Genomic DNA, 20,937 nt, shown 5'->3' on the forward strand with positions numbered 1-20,937 from the left:
CACTAAAATGGGTCTCACTAATTATTCATAGAATTATGTGAAATGATTTTCCACAAAGCAAAAAACCAACCCGAAATCAAACTTAAACCACCCAAAGGGGTTACAGGTCCTAGGAATTTTAAATTTACTTGTAGCCATTTGGACAAAGAAAGTCCATAGATACTAAAAGAAAAAAGTAGCATTCCGATAACAAAAAGGTACAATAAAATATTTTTTGAAGCATCGGTTAGTAAGGTTACTTGTGAAAAAGCAATCAAAGCAATCGCATGAAATAATTGATACCGCACACCGGTTTCAAAACTTTTAACTTGTTGAGGTTCTAGTACTTTTTCAAGGGCGTGTGCCCCCAACGCTCCTAAAATCACAGCCATTACAGCAAAAGTACACCCCGCGATTAACAACTTTCTTTCCATTGTATTTTAAATTTAGCTTAAGACGCTTAACTTGGCACTAAAATACAACACCCATGCGACACATCTTAATTATAGGTGCCGGAAAATCTACTGGTGTACTGGTAGATCATCTTTTAAGTAAATCTAAAGAACAACACATACAGCTCATTATAGCAGATATAAATTTACAAAGCGCTCAATTCCTGAGTAAAGGTCATGAAAATGCCACAGCGGTGAAATTGGATATTTTTGAGCCAGAGCAACGCAAACTACACATTCAAAAAGCAGACCTCGTGATTTCAATGCTCCCTGCTAGATTTCATATAGAAGTTGCTAGAGACTGTGTGGCTTTTAATAAAAACATGGTCACTGCTAGCTACGTCAGTCCAGAAATGGAATCTCTTGATCAAGAGGTAAAAGAAAAAGGGCTCATTTTTATGAATGAAATAGGCGTGGATCCAGGAGTAGACCACATGAGCGCTATGAAAATTATTGATCGCATTACCAGTCAAGGGGGTAACCTATTACTTTTTGAATCTTTTACTGGTGGACTGGTCGCCCCAGAAGATGATAACAATCTTTGGAATTATAAATTTACCTGGAATCCTCGCAATGTAGTAACCGCAGGTCAAGGTGGTGCTGCAAAATTTATTCAAGAGGGAAAATACAAATACATACCGTATCACCGACTTTTTAGAAGAACAGAATTGCTTGAAATAGAAGGCTACGGACGCTTTGAAGCACTAGCAAATAGAAATAGTCTTAAATATAGAGAGATATACGGCCTCGACGATATTCTTACCCTGTATAGAGGTACGATGCGACGGGTAGGCTTTAGCAAAGCATGGAATATGTTTGTACAACTAGGACTCACTGACGATACCTATACTTTAGAAGGCTCTGAAAACATGACGTATCGTGATTTTATCAATAGTTTCCTTCCTTATTCTCCTACGGACAGTGTGGAATTAAAAATGCGGCACGAACTAAAAATAGATCAAGACGACATTATGTGGCTTAAATTGGAAGAACTGGATATTTTTAATAATAAGAAGAAAACAGGACTTAAAGACGCGACTCCAGCACAAATGCTACAATTCATATTAGAAGATTCTTGGACACTTCAACCAGGTGAAAAAGATATGATCGTGATGTACCATAAATTTGGCTATGAACTAAATGGTGAAAAAAAACAAATAGACAGTACCATGGTATGTCTAGGGGACGGGGGGTTACAAACCGCCATGGCCAAAACAGTAGGACTTCCTGTTGCGATTGCCGCCTTGAAAATTTTAAATGGAGAATTTACAGAACCAGGCGTACAAATCCCTATTAAGGCCTCTGTATATCAACCTATACTTACAGAACTAGAAAATCACGGGATTCGCTTTCGCGAAAGCGAGACAGAATATCTAGGGTATAATAAATTACAAGTATAGATAACTAGAAAAAACTATTAAAACCAAAAAATTAAGACCTAACTACCTAAAGAGGATATTCAAATTCTAGTAGCCAATTTTATAAAAAAAAGATCTGAAGATACTCTGTCACCCATTTTTTAACTAAGCGATAAAGAACTGACCTGCTCATCTAGATCACATCACTGACTTTTTGGAAAACACCTTATTCCTTACTAAAGGCTTTCAAAGGAACCCTGTAACAGCTCATCAAAAACTAAAGCAACAAGAGAAAAGAATCATTTTAGTATGTGGATCGACCTCTAGGCAGCGACCATAAATGAATGGGGTGTAGGTCCAATAGCAGATCTCGCCATAAGACGAGCACGTAACATGGCGAGTATCTTATTTATAAAAATAATTGAGGCCAGAGCTAATTAACGATCAATCGGTTATCTATCAAATGACCAATTCATAATATCAGTACGCAACCCAATATTGAGCCACATGGTACTTTCACCGCGAACAACATCATTAGTATACCGCGGATTCTGACTGCGGTAAATCATTTGGCTAAAAACTTTTAACCTACTGGCAGGATTAATCACATAGCCAGCTTCTAGATGTCCATAAAAGAAATTGGAGATATTACCTTGTACGGTTTCATTACCATTATCAGCAACACGATCATCTTCAGAACCATAAATATTCCCTCCATAAAACGCATTATCTCCATTTTGAAGAATATCATACCCTCGTTCTCCATAAATAGCTTTAGCAATTCCATACCAGCGGTCTTTTGTATAACGCCCAATTAATATGGCCTCATAAAAGTTGGCTCCCCAAGGATGTGCTAGTGCTTGATTGCTATTACCATAATTGAGCACTACAGAATTATGAGAATACGTATAAGGTCGCACCCTATTGTATTCTAATTGCATCATTAAGTTAGGAACCTTAAATGCATTTTGCCATTTCACACCCAATTGATAAGCACTTTTATTTTGATAACCTCCATCCCCACTAACTACAGAAGCTCCTGAGAATTCATCTAAAGTTAATTGTCCATAACCCGTTAAACGGTCACTAAATTTATATTTTGCCGTGAAACCTAATAACGCATTTCCTCCACGCGAGCCTGTTTGTAATTCTACTGATTGATAAAAAATAACTGGGTTTACATAATTGAAATCAAATCCCCTCTGATTATCATCTTGCCAAAGTACACTTTCAAAAAGTCCTATGTTTAATCTTTTTGTGGCATTCCAGCTTAAGTAATGATGAGTCATAAACTTTGTTCGAAAAGAATCATCAGCGGTTACTTCAGACCGCACATCTCTTAAAGAAGTATATAATACCGTATAATCTAGTTTCCAAAATTTGGCGTTAAGCTTAACATATGGAAATGGTTGCGAGTTATCACTCAAAACTAAGGAGCGGTATCCATCCCCTATAAAATGCTGTCCATGACCTAATTGTAAATCAAAATATTTACTGGGCTTATAATTGATATACCCTGTCGCTACTGGATAATCAAAGATGTTTTCACCACCATCTTCGGCTATCCCTCTTCCTGGAACGATCCCAGGATTACCACCATCTGGAGCACGCAGTCGTACTTCTCGTTCAAAATAACCTGGAAATCTGGCTTGAGATTCTTGTATGTTCATACCAAAGGTGATCTGGGCTCCTATTCCACCACTGACATTTACTAATCTAGTATTGTTATAGGTAGTTATATCGTCTCTAGAATCTTTACCAATTTGTAGATCTACACCTGGGTCTACAACAAACCAATAGTCTTCTCCAGCTACTTCAAAAAAGTGTTCGTTATACCATTTGCGACCTAACCATGTCCTTTGATCCTTGAGAAGCGACTCTCTTTCTGCTTCCAAATCAAAATACTGATCCACGTAATTAAAGGTATAAGGTTTTACAGCGGTATGCGCATTATTCCCTACTCGATTCATAGCTGCTTCGTATCGATGGTATCGTTGATAGGAGAGTGGAATAATGGCATCAGACCTCAGTTGATTTCTCTCGTAGCGGTCGCTTATAATGCTCTTGAAATCTTCATTCGCTTTCGCGAAAGCGAGACTATCTTCGGTCTCTTTCTTTATTTGCTTCTTTTTTATCTCCTTATCCGAATTGCTATAGAGTTGAAAAGAACCTGAATCCTTCATAGGAACTGGAATATGAATTACGAACTGCATGTAAGTAGGATTCCCGTTAAAAGTGGGGGCTCCCACTTTAGGGAGCTTTTCAAAGGCCTTAATCATCGGCTCCTTTAAAGAGGCTTTTAAGGCATCTGCTCGTATCAAAACAAAACTACCTTCACGATCTACTTCAAATCGTATGGTAACTGATTGATTAGGGATACTATCGTTGTTCACTGGATGCTGGTAGCTGTCTTTAAGTTGTGCATAAAGCCTATTGTAAAAGCAACTTTCTAATTGGTCAAGAGTTTTTTCTTTACACTCTTCAAAAACAGGGAATCTCTCCATGCCTGACTGTGCAAAAACAACACTTGATAATGTCAAGAAAAATAACGTGTACAGAAATTTCATAGCTTCTTAATAAACAACAAATATACTTGTTTTAGTAAGCGTCTCGAAAATAGAAAAGCCGTGAAAGTTCACGGCTTTAAAAATAATTAAAACGACTGTCTCAATGATTTATTTGAAATCGAATAGGCAATGCATAAGTAACCTTAACCGGCATGTGATCGACCTTACCTGGCGTCATTTCTGGCAACCTAGAAATTACTTGGTATGCTTCTCTTTCCAACTCTTTATTAGGTGCTTTTACTACTATATCCTTAGGGAACCCATCTATACCTATCGTAAACTGAACATAAATAATCATCATATCTGTTCCTTTTATAGCGTTTGCCAGCCCTGTATTAAACTTGCGCTGTATAAAACGAGCCATTTTTCTATTCAGGCAGCTTACTCGTTCTTCTCGATCCATTGACGCACTACATCCAGGAAATAGAGGCACCTCATGAACAGAAGCGAGCACCTCATTTTTAGGGATTACTGGAGTTGGTTTTGCTTCTGTTGTACCTGATTTCAAAAAAGTAGTTGTAACTAGAGTTACTGGTTTATTCTTTGTGTCTGGAAGATCTGGAGTGTTGTTTTTTATTACTTCAGGTGGTTTATTAGCATCTGCCTTAATAGTTACAGCCTCAGTCTTTTTAATTTCAGGCTTAGGTGCTTCGTTTGGTACAATCTTAACTTCACCTATAAGAGGATATTCAGAAGGCACATGTACCGTATGTGGTGTTGGAACCCTTTTTAGCGGCATTGCCGTAGTTAGTTCCATAATAAGGAATGCAGCGACCAGCGCAGCAATAAGTCCTATCTGGAAATTAATAACAGGGTTAACTTGGGTGTTCACAGCTTTTTTATCAGCTCTGCGAGTGTTGTGAGGTGTTGCAGTGCCTCTTTCCTCTTTTGACATCTTCATAATAAATGGTTTATGTTATTTTAAAGAGAAATCAAGAAACATACCAAAAAAAATCCCCAACCTGTTTTGGTTGGGGATTCTATCTAGTAATGAGGAGTGTTCATTAATCTTGCACTGAAAATATAATTGGCAATGCGTAGATAACCCCTACTGGCTTGCCTCTTTGCTTTCCTGGAGTCATAGATGGCAATCTATTAATAACTCTAGCTGCTTCCGCTTGTAGCTTTGGATGCTTTGCTTTAGACTGTATACCTACGACATTTCCTTTAGAATCGATTTTAAATTGAACAGCTATCTTCTGTTTTCCAGAAAGGCCTAATTCGTTTGCAAGACCTGTATTAAACTCTCTATTTACAAATTTGGTAATTTTTTCACTCATACATTTCTTGCGATCTGCATTGTTTTTCATGCCTTCACAACCGGGATAGATCGGCACGTTTTCAATAATTGCAAAAGGAACGTCAGCTATGACTACATCGACACCGGCTTCTTCAGAAACCTCGTCAATCTCAACGATTTCTTCTTGCTCGTCCGTTTCTGTATCTTCAATGATTACTTCTTCGATCTCCACTTCATCTTTAACTACCTCGATGATTTCAGGCGCTGGTGGCGGTGGTGGTGGTGGTGGTGGGGTGTCAAGCATTTGAGTAATAGGAATTTCCTCTTCAATGAAGAGCTCGTCTGGTTCCTGAAAAACCTCTTCTATTTCTACAGTTCTAGACTCATACTCTAATCCTTGCCACGACAGCAATAGCATGAACGCTAAGCCTGACAGGGCGTATAGCGTAATATTTTTACGTAAATCTGCTTTTTCTGATTTTTTTACTTCCATGATGGTTGTATTTGAGAGGTTAAAAATAACTAAATCTTTTTGCTAACAAAAGATTTATGTTGTTTTCTGTTGGTTAAAAATGAATAGAATTAATACTGCAAGAATAATGCCAGCAAAATTAGCCAGCACATCCATAACATCCATAGTTCTATTTACCGAAAGATATTCCTGCCCAAACTCAACTAGGACCCCCAACAAAAGCGAAAAAACTGCTGCTCCAATAGCAATGGTGCGGGACCCATTCTTAAGAATGGAGAACGCTCCAATAGAATTAAGACGCTGTTTATTCAGGTAACGTGTGTAAAAATAGAAGTACCAAACCAAGGTCATGATGAAATAAGCAAGAGCATGGTAGATTTTATCTATGTTGGAAATAGCTATTGATGGCGCATGATTTTTAATCAATGATGCTATTACAATAACAGCCGTGTATAAAGGCGCTAACCAATAAACAAGCCTTTGCATTATCCTACTAGCTCCTTGTAGGCGTCAGCATTGAGTAATCCTTCTATTTCAGAAGCATCTGTCAATTTCATTTTAATCATCCATCCTTCACCATAAGGATCTGAATTTACCAACTCTGGCTCATCTTCAAGCTTCTCATTAAAGTCAGTAATCTTGCCCGTTAATGGAAGAAATAAATCAGAAACCGTTTTAACTGCTTCTACGGTTCCAAAAACTTCTTCCTGATCAAGTGTCTCGTCTAATGTTTCTACTTCTACGTAAACGATATCACCTAACTCGCTTTGAGCAAAATCTGTGATACCTACAGTAGCAACGTCTCCGTCTATTTTGATCCATTCGTGATCCTTAGTGTACTTTAATTCTGATGGGATATTCATTATATATATTTTTGAAAGCGTAAATTTAAGATAACTCTTTCTATTAATTCAGAAGCTAAAAGGTTTATTTATGACTACTGTATCTTTTGTTTTATAAATCAAATTAGATTCAGAATGATTCAAGAGAAATTTGAAAATTACTTCCCTACCCTACCTGAGCATCATCACCCAAATTTGCTGAAATTTTAATTACCAAATGTATATCTCAACGTAAATCCACTACGTATAGTCGTTTGTGGAAATGCCGTAGAAATAGCAAATTCAGAAAACGTGTGATCGTAATAAAAAATCGCCGTGAAAGCCGTACTTAGATTATAGTCTGCTGTGAACTTAAGACCGTAAATAGTCTGACCAGCAGTTGCCTGACTGTTATCCAAATCCAGGTATCTTACAATAGTTATATTGTCTCTAACTGAACCATCCAACCTCAAGTTCAAATCACTCTTGATAACGGTACTTCTCCCTCCTACCTTGGTTTTAAACCTCAAGTCTTTGATACGATAACCCAGTCCTAGTATCAATTCATTACCATTGATCTCTGTAAGTAAGTTGTTATCAAAGCTTAAGGAAATAGCACGATCTCTTCTCAATTCGGCAGCAACAGAAACTGAATTCTTCATTTCAAAATCCAATTTAATAAGCGGACTGAACTGTTCTGCAAGGTTGATGTTGAAGTATAAATCTCTAGATTTAAAATCGCCGTTTTGATTCAATGCATTAGTTCCAACTTGATCTTGGTAGGTCAAAGCACCATTACCTTGTGCATAATCCAGATTGGTTTGGAACTGATTGATGGTAAAACTAGAACGGTATCCGTGGTTGATCGAAAACCTTCGGAAACGTTTCTTAAACCAATTTAAATTCATCAATCCAGTATATTTCACCGTCCAATTGGGTAAGGGAATATCACTAAATGCATTAGCGTCCTGCTTGCCTACGTCCCTGCCTTCATAAGCAGCTAAAAATGCTGGCAATAAGACTTGCTGACTATTTCTAGAAAAGCCTTCTGGATAACCATCTATATCTCTGGTAAACGTATTCGTACCGTAAAACTCTGTTGCGAGTCTGTCAGCAACAGCCAGTCTATTGCTTCTAAATGTATCAAAAGTAGGAGAACCTTCTATGGTGCTTTTTTGAAAAGCGGTTCCTATCATTAAATTGGTAATATTAAAGTTACCAAAATTGTTAGGAGTAAGCGATTGGTAAGTTAAATCGTTCTCATCTACTCTGTAATTTTCGGTGTACGTCTCTTGGTAGGCGCGATTTCCTAAAATATCAATAGAAAGGTCTTTTAATACATCCACTTTAAAATTGAAATCCAATTGTCGGGTTTCTACCTCACTGTATTGCTGATTAAAATCTTGGTAAAGTGTTAACCAACCACGTCTTGCCGCAAGGTCTCGTACTTCTGCTTGACTACCGAAAACAAAACCTGATGTAGGTTGTAAAGTACCTATAAAACCTATATCTGGAGTGTAGCCTGGCAGGAAAATACCATTTGTTTCTTGATAATTGATTTGTGCTCTTTTTACCGAAGTCACTATTCCTATCAAGGTGTTGTATGCTTGATTCCCAAAATTCTTTTTAGGGATTTTTGGTTGATCAGTCTTTTTTTCTTCTGTTTGAGGGGTGGGCTTTCTACTTCTTGTCCTGGACTTATCTCTAGATCTACCGGCATTATTTGCAACAAAACCAAATTTCTTTTTTTCTAAACCAACATACTTGTACAATTTATCTAAGTCTAAAGTTCCATTCATGCGATGCGTATTAGCATTTTGAATCGAATTCCCTAAATCTGGAATACCATCCAACTGAGCAAACTGCTGTGCATTGCGCGTCCAATTAAAATTAGAGGTGTAGGTGTAGTTCGCTTTCGCGAAAGCGAGAAAAGGAAACTTATCAAAAGGCAACTTATAGGTGAGTTGCAATTGTTGTGAATGCGAGTTGGGAATTCCCTCATCAAAGAAGTCGGTCCATAAAGTATAACTCTCGTCAATGGTACTGTCTTCATTGACATAGCTGCGTATCAAACGATCGTTATTTGCAGAAAGATTGACCTGTAAGGACTTAGTGAGGTCCCAATTAATGGCATATTGATGATTCATGGTAAAGTTACGGTTGGTCAAAGGTGCCAGCGTAATATTTTGAGCGTCTGGAAGGCCGTCGCCATCCAAATCTACTGGGTTGGTATCCAACTGTAAATCGCGAAATTTTTGAGTATTATATTGACGAAGTACATTTAACCCCGCAGAAAAATTATTGGGAAACGGATTAAAATTAACATCTTTTACAAACTTTAAATACTTATTATTTAACCAATCTGCCTTTTTAAAAGGTTCTAACTCTATCTTAGGAAATGCGTAATTATAAGTACCTCCTATGTTGACAGATTGATCTTGAAACTTCTCTACTTCAAAATTGCGTTGATCGGTCTGATTATAAGAACCAGAAAATGTAAAATTCTCTATATCATAAGGCATAGGTATCGCTTCCCCAGTGCGTTCTTTGCGCACACCTATTAGATTGACACTTTGCCTTCTGGTATAATCCTCTGACTGTTCCCTAATGGCATCTCGCTCTGCATCGCTAGTTGCATTATCTAGCCGTGTTTCTAACTCGATGTCTTCAAATTGAGGATCAAATTGTGGTGTAATGGTTTCTTCCCCTAGGCTATATGAAAAAGGCAAGGAAACTCCCCATTTAGCCGGCAATAACTTACCAAGACTTACATTTGTAGTAATGTCGTATTGAGTTAGGTTTTCTCGACTCCTTTCTTGTGGACCTTGCTCAATAGCTCCAAAACCTATAGTACTTCTTCTACCTGTCGCACTAACACTGGCAAAATCTGCAATGTTAGCATCCATATTCATCACCGCTGCATAACCGCCTTGATTTTTCAATCCAGCTAGACGCATTTCATTGAACCATACCTCACCACAAATATTACTATTGGTAGCATTTCGAACTCCTATCATCATGGCGCGAATATCACCGAAGTTAGGGTTTCCTTTAATACCATACTTTTGTTGATTTTCCTCTCCAGCACTACTAGGATCAAGATCTGCCTGATCAAAGAAATTAAGGTCACTTATATTTAAGTTATTGTCTCCTAAAACTCGAGCTTTAATTTCTTGAAGTACGGCAAGGTCGATATCAAAATTATTGGCTTGAGGCCAGATTTCTTCCCGCACATCTGTACCAAATGCTGTAGGTTGTAATGGAAGTCGAATTTCATAAAAGTTTTGAGTATAGTCAACACCAATTCGAATAAAAGCCTCCAACTCATCATCGCCAACAGACATTTCATTCACCAAAGATTCTGCATGTACAAACATTTGAAGTGCTTCATACTGACGCATATCTATTCGAATGTTTTTAAAAACCCCTCGAGCATCACCAGCTTCTAAATCACAAACCCTGAGTGCAAGAGATTGTTCATTCTGACGTATGTTTTGATTTTGTGTTCTTAACTCTTCCCTTTCTACTCCGGGAGGCAACCTATACGGAATAGGTGTACGAGCTTCATTATTCTCAATATTTACTCCTTCTACTTCAAAAACGGTAGGATCATCTGATGCGATGGGGTCTGTATCGTCCAACGAGTCTGTAAATCTTCTGTAATCACCTCGTACCAAATCCAATGAACCAAATCTCAAATAGGTGTCCACTTCAAAATCTGAAAGGTACATTCTCATAAAGCGTATCGCTCTAAAGTCCGCGATTCCTCCTATTTCTTCTCGATTTGGATCACTTAATGGCACTCTAAATTGAACCCATCTTGTACTAATTTGATTGCCGTTAGGTAGGGTGGTCTGAACTGTTTTTGTATCAAAAATGTACTCGCTGTTTGTCACATCCATTCCTGGATAAATATCAATATCATATTCATAATAACTATCAATAGTATTCATGGTATTATCCCGATTGATGTCTTCTACATCGGGCAAGGTGGTGGCACCACGATTATCTTGAGTAACTACTGTAGGTGAATTCCCTTCCGTACCGTTGTAATTCTTATAGCGCATTGGAATATCTCCACTTGCCGCTAAAAAAAATTCATAATTATCCCCAGCTGGATCCACAGGTCCAAAAGCTGGAAACGCTATTATTTCTTCATTATCGCTATACCCATCTAAACCAATATCTTGATTAGTACGCTCAGCTCCTTGGGTGTCAAATGCATAGACTAAGGATTGGTTTACTGGAACTTTTCCATAAGCCGTATTCGTAGTAAGTTCTGTACCACCGTCATTAGGCAGTCCATTTTCAAATTGCTTTCTATTATCCTTTAAAACATCTTCAGAGATGCTTCCTAAGTTAATAGATATAGTTCCTCCATCATTAGCAGCATCATATTGAAACGGATCCATAATCCAGAATTGAACGTATTCCACATTAGTCTGCTCAAAATCTGTACTGGAGAAGGAACGCATGATCCCACCCCAATTACTTTGTGGGTTGGGAAGTATATTGGTACCTGCTGCTTGCGGATTATAATTGTACTGACCGCGCTCGCTAGGGTAATAAGCCAGATCCAAGGTATTGATGACTTGCTGTTGTCCTTGTTGCAAATCTACATTAGGTAAAATTTCATCTATAAAAACACGTCTAGTTCGGTAATCAGAAACATCTTGATCTGTAATCCCAGCTGGACGCTGATTTCCATAAAAGATAGGATCGATGGAGTACCAAGCGATTTTGGCACGATTAAAATTATAAGCCAGTGGATTTGCAGTACTACCTGCTCCTTCAAAAGCTTTAGGAGTACTGGCAAGTGACCAAGAAAATGGGGTTAAAATATCAATAGAAGTTTGTGAGCCTTCAAAATCGTCCACATAAGCGGCGGCTTGTCCTCCAAAATTATCCCCAGCTGGGGATCCAGGAAATAAATAAGCAAACTCTCCTCTTAATGATAAATTTGAAACCACATCTGTATCTACATTAGGAAGCTTATTTGCTAACCTGGTCAAAAAAGGAACTTCTGTATTGTACAAGAAGTTGATGCCCATAATGGTATTATTGATAGGCTCGAATCCATAAGTCGATTTTTGAGTAATCGGTCGTTCCTTTAAGTTTAAGAATGTTCCTCCTAGAATAAAGTCCTCGCTAAATTTGTGTTCTACATTGATTCCCGTAAAACGTTTGGTTTGCTGGTTAAAGACAGAATTGTTTTCCGTAGAAACTTGGATGGGGGTATTGGAATTTAATAAAGCTTGATCGAGTATGATCACTCGACCCAACTGATAATCTACTGTATAATCAATTCCTTCTTGAAGTGTTCTTCCTCCAGCGGTAACTGTTACAGAACCTCTAGGAACATTAAAACCACCTATTGGAATTCCTTCCTGACCTGTTGCTTTATATTCCCCTTTAATTAAGTACTTGTTTTTATCGGCGCTTTGTAAAGCTTGCGCTTTGGTGGTGCGGTACATATCTCGATACACATACTGTGCTTGGTTAGCATTATAAGTAGTAGGATCATTATAATCTTCTGGCCCAGCACCTGGCGTGTTATCAAGTTTTCTAAACAAATGACTACCAAAGGGCTCGACCGTAGTAAAGATAATACGCCCGTTTTGAGGATCTATAGTAATTCCTGGAACAAAATCAAAGAAACCGTCTCCCGCAGGTTGTGGATCTTGCTGTTGATTTAATCTGTCGAGGTTAAAAACCCGTATCAATGTCGTTTGATCCACATCGGCTGGTAGAGCAACTGCTGGGTTCGTCAAAGTTCCTTCTGCTGCAGTGATATAATTGAGCTCAGGCGGATATTGATAAAAGATGTTTAGTTTAAAATCTTCTGGAGTCAGTTGAAAACCACCTAGATTATAAATATTTTTCATCATTAAATCCCAGATAGGCTCGCTCACGTTGGTGAGGTTACTCTTCAATAATTTAACCACTAGACTTTGATTGTTTACTGGCGGCTGATTAGGATTAGGGTTTGCTACTACGTCTGTAGCAACAACACCATCGTTTGCAAATTCTCCCACTTGATAGACCTTTCCGGCCACCGTATATTGAAAAGATACTGCAAGAACTTCATCATTGTTCAACCGTTGTCTTAGGGAAATATATCCCAGCTGGGTATTTAATGTGTATTCTTGAGGCGTTAATTTACGAGCGTTTTCTAAGGTGACATAGTCAAACCCTTCGTTCACGTTTGTTCCACCAAAACCAGATTGTACTGTTGCTATGTCTCGAATTTGCGAATTTAAAATTGTTTGGGCACCACCACTGATTCCTACTGGATTAAAATCGTTGTTAGCATTATCTGGAAAACTTCCAGCCGGCGCGTTCAAAAAGCCACTTGGAGCGTTGTCTAATCCAATGTTAGAAGGATCTGATTCTCCTATATCCTGAATGGCTACCAAGTTACGCACATCTTGAGTCCTGTTCCCTCTGTTCGTGATCCACACTTCGGCGCGTGTGATCTGTATATTGTTATTAATGAATGGGTAATTTTGTAAGGATGTGTCATAATTATCTCTAAAATAATGCGATAAGAAATAGTGTCTGTTCTCATCGTAATCTAAAGAGAAAAAATCAAAATCGTTTACTGTTGCCCCTCCGGCTGCCTGCACGGTTGTTGACTCTGATTGTTGTTCTGAAAATACAGCAGTAATTCTGGTTTTACCGAATTGCAATTCTGTTTTAATACCAAAAAGACTTTGTGCACCTCGTATCAATTGAGAATTAAGGGGCATTGCAACATTACCTACTTCTATACTTTGAAGAATGTCATCCTCCGTAGGAGTATAGTCCAGCTTGATTTGGTTTTGAAAGTTAAACGTACTTTGCGTATCATAGTTGGCATTTACCTGTAATCGCGTTCCTACCTTACCTACTAAACTTAAATTGATGCGTTGATTGAAATCAAAAGTAAGGTTCTGTCGGTTGCGAGGGGAAAAACTTGGGTTGTCAGAACGGTTGAATAACAACCCTAAATCTACTTCTACAGAACCTTGAGGGTCTATATCAATTTCTGAACCTCCAAAAATAGATGCAAAAAGATCCGAATTCACGTAAAAGTTAGGAAGTAAGTCTTTTTGTTTTGCTTTATCTTCTTCAGATTTACCGGCGATTGCAGCCGCTTTTTCTCTGAAGTAATCCATCATTTGTTGCTTGAGCACGATCTCTAGGTACTGCTCACGAGTTAGAATGAATGGGTAATCAATGTTATAGCCATTAAAAGAACTGGAATACACGTAACGGTCGAGATTAGCATCATAGGTGTATAAAGATGTAATGCTTGGTGGATCTGGCAATTTTAAGGAACCCAACCGCACCCCTGTTTTAATAGAGTCTTGAGGAGTTTCTGTTGGGTCTTGCGCTTTCGCGAAAGCGAAAACAAATAAAGACAAAAGAAAGACAACAGCCCTCAGATTAGTATTGCAATATCTCAAATCTTATAATTGTTTAAGTGCTTGTTTTATAAGTTGTTCTGTAGTGGCATCTGGTTGAGTCGATAGAATTTTGTCCACCACATTCTGAGCTTGTTTGCGCATATATCCTAAGGTTTCTAAAGCAGATAACGCTTCTTCTCTTCCAGTATTGCTTGAAACCATCGTTAATTGCGGATTATCGAGTACTTGCACTATTTTATCTTTCAAATCTAAAATGACTCGTTGTGCCCCTTTTGCACCTATACCTTTGATACTTTGAATGGTTCTCACATCTCCAGAAGCAATAGCTTGTGCAATTTGATTGGGATCTAAGCTCGATAGCATGGTCCGAGCAGTGTTGGCACCAATACCGGAAACAGAGAGTAATAATTTAAAAACCTCTCGCTCCGTTTTTTCAGCAAAACCAAAAAGTCGGTGCGCATCTTCCCGGACTAATTGATAGGTAAATAATTTGATCGCTTCCCCTTCTGGAATCAAAGAATACGTGTGCAAAGAAATTTCCACTAGATAGCCTACACCAGCACAATCAATGACAACATCTGTCATGTTTTTTTCCACTAATTTTCCTTGCAGTTGTGCAATCATTATTCAACAAATTTTAAAAAGTCAAATGTAAGAAAATATAAACGAGCAAATGTCCGGACTTATAAAGGCTTTTATTGCTTTTTACTGGCGTGTTTTTCTTTTTGCTGTGCATCGATTACGGCCACCGCAGCCATATTAACAATCTCATCCACACTTGCTCCTAGCTGTAAGATATGAACCGGCTTTTGCATTCCCATCATAATCGGACCTATGGAGTCGATACCGTTCAATTCTTTGAGCATTTTGTAGCTACTGTTAGCACTTTCCAAATTAGGAAAGATCAAAGTGTTCACTTTTTTACCTGCAAGCTTTGAAAAAGGGAATTTACTTTGTAACAATTCTGGATTTAAAGCAAAATCTGTTTGCAATTCTCCATCTACTACTAGATCTGGATAGTACTTATGCAAGTATTTTACCGCCTCAGTAACCTTTGTAGCGTTGGGATGTTTTGAAGAGCCGAAATTGGCATAAGAAGTCATCGCAATGACTGGAGAAATTCCAAACATAGCCGCAGTGCGGCCTGTCATTTGTGCAATTTTGGCCAGTTCTAATGCATCTGGATTGATATTTATAGAGGTATCTGACACAAATAAAGGACCTCGAGAAGTAATCATGAGGTTAGTGGTAGCAATTTTATCAACTCCTGGAGCTTTCCCTATTATTTCCATCATAGGGCGCACTGATATAGGATAGGATTGAGCCACTCCAGTGATCAGGGCATCTGCATCTCCTAATTTTACCATCATGGCAGCAAAATAATTGCGTTGCCTTAATGTTTTTCCCGCGTCAAATTCTGTTGTTCCTTTTCTATGTCTTAGTTTCCAGAATTCACCAGCATATCGATCTCTACGAGATTTTTCTTCATCAGATTTAGGGTCGATAATCATACAAGGCTGATCAAAACCTAGATCCTCCATTAATTCTTCAATGATATCGCGACGGCCCAATAAAATTGGAATCCCTATTCCCTCCTCTAATACAATTTGTGCTGCTTTAAGCACGTCGATGTTGTCTGCTTCAGCAAATACAATCCTTTTAGGGTTGGTACGTGCGCGATTCAATAACAAACGCACCAGTTTGTTATCTGATCCCATACGACTCAACAATTGCTCTGTATATTTATCCCAATCGGTAATAGGCTCTTGAGCCACACCACTCTCCATGGCCGCTCTTGCAACTGCTGGAGGGATGGTGGCTATTAACCTAGGGTCAAATGGCTTAGGAATGATATAATCTCTACCAAAGGCTATCTTCAGTTCCCCATAAGCAATATTCACTTGTTCAGGTACTGGCTCTTTAGCTAATTGAGCAATGGCATAGGTAGCCGCCAATTTCATTTCTTCATTAATTTTGGTAGCTCGCACGTCCATAGCACCTCTAAAAATATATGGGAAACCAAGAACATTATTCACCTGATTAGGATGATCGCTTCTTCCAGTTGCCATAATGATATCTTCTCGAGAAGCCATTGCGGTGTGGTAATCTATTTCGGGGGTAGGATTTGCCATAGCAAAAACAATAGGAGAATCATTCATAGATTTCAACATATCGCCATCAACAATATTACCAGCTGAAAGTCCCAAGAAAACATCGGTACCTTTAAAGGCTTCCCGTAAATTAATTTTAGGTTGATCTGTAGCAAATTGCATCTGTTCTGGTCCTAAGTCTACCCGGTCTTTAGTAATTAGACCGTCAATATCAAACATCATAATGTTTTCTTTCCTCGCGCCTAGTTTTACATAAAGACTCGTACAAGAAATAGCGGCGCTACCCGCTCCAGAAATAAGGATTTTGACATCTTCTATTTTCTTTTCTGCTATTTCTAGGGCATTTAGTAAGGCTGCACTAGAAATGATTGCCGTCCCATGTTGATCATCGTGCATGACTGGAATGTCCAGCTCTTCTTTGAGTCTTCTTTCTATTTCAAAAGCTTCGGGAGCTTTGATATCTTCTAGGTTGATCCCTCCAAAAGTAGGAGCAATATTTTTTACTGTTGTTATAAATTCATCTACATCTTTAGTGTCTACCTCAATATCAAAACAATCTAAATCTGCAAAAATCTTGAATAACAACCCTTTTCCTTCCATTACAGGCTTAGAAGCTTCAGGACCTATATCACCGAGTCCCAGAACAGCTGTTCCGTTAGAAATTACCGCGACTAGATTTCCCTTGGCAGTGTATTTATACACGTTTGATTTGTCTTTTGCAATCTCTAGGCAAGGTGCTGCCACACCAGGACTGTAGGCAAGAGCCAAATCTCGCTGACTGCTGTGTTTTTTAGTAGGTACTACTTTTATCTTTCCAGGAGTAGGCTTTGCATGATAAACTAATGCCTCTCTTCTCTTACTTTCTTCGCTCATAAATCCGTTAGAATAATCAAAACAAAGGTAAGGTTATTGTGGCGTTTAGTATTTACCATCCTCACAATATTGCAAGTTGATTTCTACAACCTATATGCATTGAGGTACCTATTTTATAATTCCGCTTTCGCGAAAGCGAGATCGTAAAACGGCTCATTATTTTTCATCATAAAAAACTGCAAAATCAATCACAGCTCCTTCTTCAAAAAAAATAGCATGCCTAAACTAAATCATTAATAATATTTTTTAACCCTATCATATCAGGCAATCGACCTACGTTCTGTAACTTTATAGCGGCCAGTTTTTGCGCTATTGTAATAGATTCCATAAGCGATTTATCGTTGATCTGCGCGTATAAAAATCCTGTCCAAAAAGCATCTCCAGCTCCAGTAACGTCATTTATAACATTAATTTTTATGGCTTCCTGTTGAATTAATCCAGTCTCACGATCAGAAACGGCAACACCATCTTTACCTTTAGTAAGACAAATGGTGGAGACTCCCATGGCGTGGAAATAGTCAAAAATTTCTTGATCGGTTTTATAAGCATTAAAATACCTATGGCAATCATCTTCACTCAACTTAAGTAATGGGTTATAGGAAAGGTATTCTCTTACAACCTCTTTGGCCTCTTGGCGATTAGGCCATATTTTTTCTGAGTAATTAAGGTCAATACTCAACTGTAATCCTAGTTTACTGGCCTGCTGGGCTCCTTTTAAGATGGTAGACCTAGCTGGATTTTTACTTAAGGCAAAACAAGTGGTGTGGTAAATCTTTGAAGAGTTCAATAAACTCTTGGTAATTAAGGTGTCTGGAATAACACAATCTGCTTCTCTATAGGCTGTAAAATCAGGTGTTTCTGAAGATTTTGAGACCAATATAATAGAGGTAGGTAAATTAGATTCTCTATTAATCAGGGACGTAATCACATTGTCCTCTTCCAATTTTTTGATGATATAATCTCCTAAACCATCTTTACCACAGGATGCAACAAGTGCAGATTTCAATCCTAATATAGCGGCATTCACAGCTACATTTGTAGGGGATCCACCTAGAAATCGATGATAGTTTTTAGTATCCAAAATAGTGGCGTTCTTCTCATGGCCTATAAAGTCAATCAATACTTCTCCGATGCTTAATATGTCAATAGTCTTCACTAGTCTATTAAAAATTTATAGTTAGTATTTAATGTTTGATGCAACATGACTGATGCAGCGGCACTCCAAGCGCATTTTGGCACACCATTAGGCTCTCCTGTTAGCGTATTAAAATTTTCATAGAAGGAATACTCTTTTTGAGCATTTAAATAATTGATTTGCTCCAATAACTTTTGAGCCTCGTTGTGATAACCTTTCCTACTCAGAGCTATTCCATAGAATCCATTTACCATAGGCCAGCTGCCCCCATTATGGAATTCATAAGGGAAATTCCTAAAGTCGTACTTGCAATTATCCTTTAGCAAACTCCATTCTTCATCTTGTTCCATTACTGGTGGCCAGAAGGCTGGCAATACTTGAAGTTTATTATTATTTACTACATTCTGACTGAAAGAGATAATATTTTCCTGGATTTTTGAGCTTCCAAAGTCTAAAATTAAAAATAAGCTGTTTGCAAATGCGTCAAATTGCATCTTATATCCAGATGGAGAAAATGAAGCTGGAACATAATTCCTTTGAGGCATGGCATCATAGGCTCTAGGATGAATTTTTTCCACTTTAGAATCTGGCAAATAATTTATGGTTATTTGCTCCTGTATGTTATTTATTTTTTGGTTGATTTCATCACTTTTTTTAAAATGATTATAAGACTTTAATGCCCACAACCTCAAAAGCTGATCGTATAACACATAACCGTCTGTAATATATTCGTCGGCCCAATTACCTGATAAGGGAACATATATTAAGTGTTTGTTATTAAACTCCCAAGCCGTCAATAGAAATAGGCATTTTTCAATTGAAGATCTATAACGCTCTATAATACGATGATCTTGTTTGTAATACGCCAGTTGACAAACTCCAATAATAAACCAGGTAACGGCATCTACTCTGCCTGCTAGACCGCCATAACTCACCTCTACATCATCCCCATTAAAAGCGACATTAGAAGGAATAGTTCCTATCTCATGTTGATGAGTAGCTAAGGTTTTAATAGTCTTTTCAAATGTATGAACGAGCTGCTCATCACCAGATGCAAGTGCTGCAAGTCCACAAATAACTCCATCTCTAGCCCACACTCTTTTATAATTTGAGATATCTAAGGCACTGGCTAGAAAACCTTCTGTTGACGTTGCTTTTCTGAGCAGCTCAATGGCTTGTATGTACGAATTAGTACTCATTAATAATTGTTTTTTTAGTTGAAATAAACAAGGTAGCTATAGCTGCCAAAATTAATAACACCCCCGCAAAAGTGACCGCATTGCGAGGATCATTTCCTAAAAAGTTTTTTAGTATATATCCAAAAGATAGGGTTTGAAAAATCATTGGTATAACGATCATCATATTGATGATTCCCATATAAACTCCATAACGCTTCTTAGGAATATTTGAAATTACCATTAAGTATGGAATCCCCATCATACTTGCCCAACCTATACCAAACCCAGTTATTGCAAACAGCAGTAAGTTTTTGTCTGCAATATGAGGGAAGGCAAGGAACCCTAATGCTGCAAATAATAAACAGCTCGCGTGGACCAGTTTAGGGCTGTACTTTTTTGCAAGCCCTACAAGTGCAAAGGCAACTAAAAATGTAACTACGTTGTACCATCCATTTACTAAAGCGGTCCAACTTACTGCTTCTTCATAGGCAGCTTCATTAGTTAAAGGTGTAGCATTCCAAACTGAAAGCGCAACACTTTTTGAAGAGTTTTGCCAGTAACAGAATAACGCATACCATTGAAAAAGGTAAACTAAGGCGAGTTGCCACATCACTTTAGGCATGTCTTTAATAGCAGCTGCTATTTCTATAAGAGGTCCAAGAACAGATCTTTTTTTACTTTTCAATAGAACGAGTTCTTCAACTGTAGGAGGGATTTCTTTTGTTTTACTAATACTCCATAATATAGTCGCAATAGAACAAAACGCTCCAAGGAAAAAAGAAGCATATACCCAAGTAGGTAAAGAACCTGTTTTACCCACAATAAAAAGAGGGAAAATAAAAATAGATAGGTTTGCGAGTACCTGACCTAAACCGGTAAAGAAGCTTTGCATTTGAAATCCTGTAGGTTGTTGTTCAGGAATCAATTTATCTGCAATAAGCGCCCTATAGGGTTCCATCGCTGTATTGTTTCCAGCATCTAAAATCCATAAAAGACCAGCTGCCATCCACAAAGAACTACTAAATGGAAATAATATTAAACTTAAACTACATAATAATGCACCTATAAGAAAGTAGGGTTTCCGCCTACCCAATTTTGGGGACCAGGTTTTATCACTCATTGCTCCTATTAAAGGTTGGACAATCAGTCCAGTTACTGGTCCTGCAAGATGTAAAATAGGAATTTGATCAGGCGCAGCTCCTAAGAAATCGTAAATAGGCGTTACTGCACTTTGTTGCAAACCAAAACTATATTGAATACCAAAAAACCCCACATTCATGTTCAATATTTGCCAAAAGTTTAATTTAATTTTACCGAACATTTTTTATTATTTGATTTCAAT

The 20,937-nt window shown here is 38.0% G+C and carries 13 protein-coding genes; 1 reads left to right on the plus strand and 12 read right to left on the minus strand.

Translation table 11 applies throughout. The features are described from left to right. Positions 1–17 precede the first annotated feature (17 nt). A complete protein-coding gene (locus tag KG732_RS02715; RefSeq protein ID WP_213520844.1) occupies positions 18–413 on the minus strand; it encodes a DUF423 domain-containing protein in 396 nt (131 codons plus the stop codon). A gap of 53 nt (positions 414–466) precedes the next feature. On the opposite strand from KG732_RS02715, the gene KG732_RS02720 reads away from it, so the two are divergent. Beyond that, entirely contained in the window at positions 467–1,831 is a 1,365-nt protein-coding gene (locus KG732_RS02720) for a saccharopine dehydrogenase C-terminal domain-containing protein (RefSeq protein WP_213520845.1), read from the plus strand. Between the two features lie 410 nt (positions 1,832–2,241). Here KG732_RS02720 and KG732_RS02725 read toward each other — a convergent pair whose 3' ends face one another. The 11 genes from KG732_RS02725 to KG732_RS02775 all read right to left on the minus strand — a co-directional run bounded on the left by KG732_RS02725 (position 2,242) and on the right by KG732_RS02775 (position 20,916). Then, entirely contained in the window at positions 2,242–4,356 is a 2,115-nt protein-coding gene (locus KG732_RS02725) for a hypothetical protein (protein ID WP_213520846.1), read from the minus strand. 100 nt (positions 4,357–4,456) lie between these two features. Beyond that, positions 4,457–5,257 (minus strand): energy transducer TonB, encoded by an 801-nt coding sequence (locus KG732_RS02730; protein ID WP_213520847.1) that lies wholly within the window; start codon positions 5,255–5,257, stop codon positions 4,457–4,459. Positions 5,258–5,360: 103 nt separating this feature from the next. Continuing rightward, positions 5,361–6,089 (minus strand): energy transducer TonB, encoded by a 729-nt coding sequence (locus KG732_RS02735; protein ID WP_213520848.1) that lies wholly within the window; start codon positions 6,087–6,089, stop codon positions 5,361–5,363. A gap of 54 nt (positions 6,090–6,143) precedes the next feature. Beyond that, complete coding sequence (locus KG732_RS02740; protein ID WP_213520849.1) at positions 6,144–6,554, minus strand: VanZ family protein; 411 nt, start codon at positions 6,552–6,554, stop codon at positions 6,144–6,146. Further along, positions 6,554–6,931 carry a glycine cleavage system protein GcvH gene (gene gcvH, locus KG732_RS02745; RefSeq protein WP_213520850.1) on the minus strand — a complete coding sequence of 126 codons (378 nt, stop codon included), beginning with the start codon at positions 6,929–6,931 and terminating at the stop codon, positions 6,554–6,556. Before gcvH ends, KG732_RS02740 begins: the two co-directional genes overlap by 1 nt. Positions 6,932–7,116: 185 nt before the next feature. After that, the gene (sprA, locus tag KG732_RS02750; protein WP_213520851.1) at positions 7,117–14,337 is read right to left on the minus strand and encodes a cell surface protein SprA; all 7,221 of its coding nucleotides are present in this window, start codon (positions 14,335–14,337) and stop codon (positions 7,117–7,119) included. A 3-nt stretch (positions 14,338–14,340) separates the two neighbouring features. Beyond that, the gene (gene ruvA / locus KG732_RS02755) at positions 14,341–14,922 is read right to left on the minus strand and encodes a Holliday junction branch migration protein RuvA (protein ID WP_213520852.1); all 582 of its coding nucleotides are present in this window, start codon (positions 14,920–14,922) and stop codon (positions 14,341–14,343) included. 71 nt (positions 14,923–14,993) lie between these two features. Then, positions 14,994–17,282 (minus strand): NADP-dependent malic enzyme, encoded by a 2,289-nt coding sequence (locus KG732_RS02760; protein ID WP_213520853.1) that lies wholly within the window; start codon positions 17,280–17,282, stop codon positions 14,994–14,996. 220 nt (positions 17,283–17,502) lie between these two features. Further along, positions 17,503–18,438, minus strand: a complete 936-nt coding sequence (locus KG732_RS02765) for a PfkB family carbohydrate kinase (protein ID WP_213520854.1) — start codon at positions 18,436–18,438, stop codon at positions 17,503–17,505. Then, positions 18,438–19,616: a glycoside hydrolase 100 family protein gene (locus tag KG732_RS02770; protein ID WP_213520855.1), complete on the minus strand. Its 1,179-nt coding sequence runs from the start codon at positions 19,614–19,616 to the stop codon at positions 18,438–18,440. The genes KG732_RS02765 and KG732_RS02770 overlap by 1 nt, the downstream gene beginning before the upstream one ends. Further along, positions 19,606–20,916: an MFS transporter gene (locus KG732_RS02775; RefSeq protein WP_213520856.1), complete on the minus strand. Its 1,311-nt coding sequence runs from the start codon at positions 20,914–20,916 to the stop codon at positions 19,606–19,608. Before KG732_RS02775 ends, KG732_RS02770 begins: the two co-directional genes overlap by 11 nt. Positions 20,917–20,937: the final 21 nt, after the last annotated feature.

Source organism: Nonlabens sp. (genome assembly GCF_018401815.1).
Lineage (GTDB): Bacteria > Bacteroidota > Bacteroidia > Flavobacteriales > Flavobacteriaceae > Nonlabens.

Coding starts and splice junctions, on each gene's coding strand:
- KG732_RS02715 (WP_213520844.1), bottom strand. CDS start 413: ATGGAAAGAAAGTTGTTAATCGCGGGGTGTACTTTTGCTGTAATGGCT.
- KG732_RS02720 (WP_213520845.1), top strand. CDS start 467: ATGCGACACATCTTAATTATAGGTGCCGGAAAATCTACTGGTGTACTG.
- KG732_RS02725 (WP_213520846.1), bottom strand. CDS start 4,356: ATGAAATTTCTGTACACGTTATTTTTCTTGACATTATCAAGTGTTGTT.
- KG732_RS02730 (WP_213520847.1), bottom strand. CDS start 5,257: ATGAAGATGTCAAAAGAGGAAAGAGGCACTGCAACACCTCACAACACT.
- KG732_RS02735 (WP_213520848.1), bottom strand. CDS start 6,089: ATGGAAGTAAAAAAATCAGAAAAAGCAGATTTACGTAAAAATATTACG.
- KG732_RS02740 (WP_213520849.1), bottom strand. CDS start 6,554: ATGCAAAGGCTTGTTTATTGGTTAGCGCCTTTATACACGGCTGTTATT.
- gcvH (WP_213520850.1), bottom strand. CDS start 6,931: ATGAATATCCCATCAGAATTAAAGTACACTAAGGATCACGAATGGATC.
- ruvA (WP_213520852.1), bottom strand. CDS start 14,922: ATGATTGCACAACTGCAAGGAAAATTAGTGGAAAAAAACATGACAGAT.
- KG732_RS02760 (WP_213520853.1), bottom strand. CDS start 17,282: ATGAGCGAAGAAAGTAAGAGAAGAGAGGCATTAGTTTATCATGCAAAG.
- KG732_RS02770 (WP_213520855.1), bottom strand. CDS start 19,616: ATGAGTACTAATTCGTACATACAAGCCATTGAGCTGCTCAGAAAAGCA.
- KG732_RS02775 (WP_213520856.1), bottom strand. CDS start 20,916: ATGTTCGGTAAAATTAAATTAAACTTTTGGCAAATATTGAACATGAAT.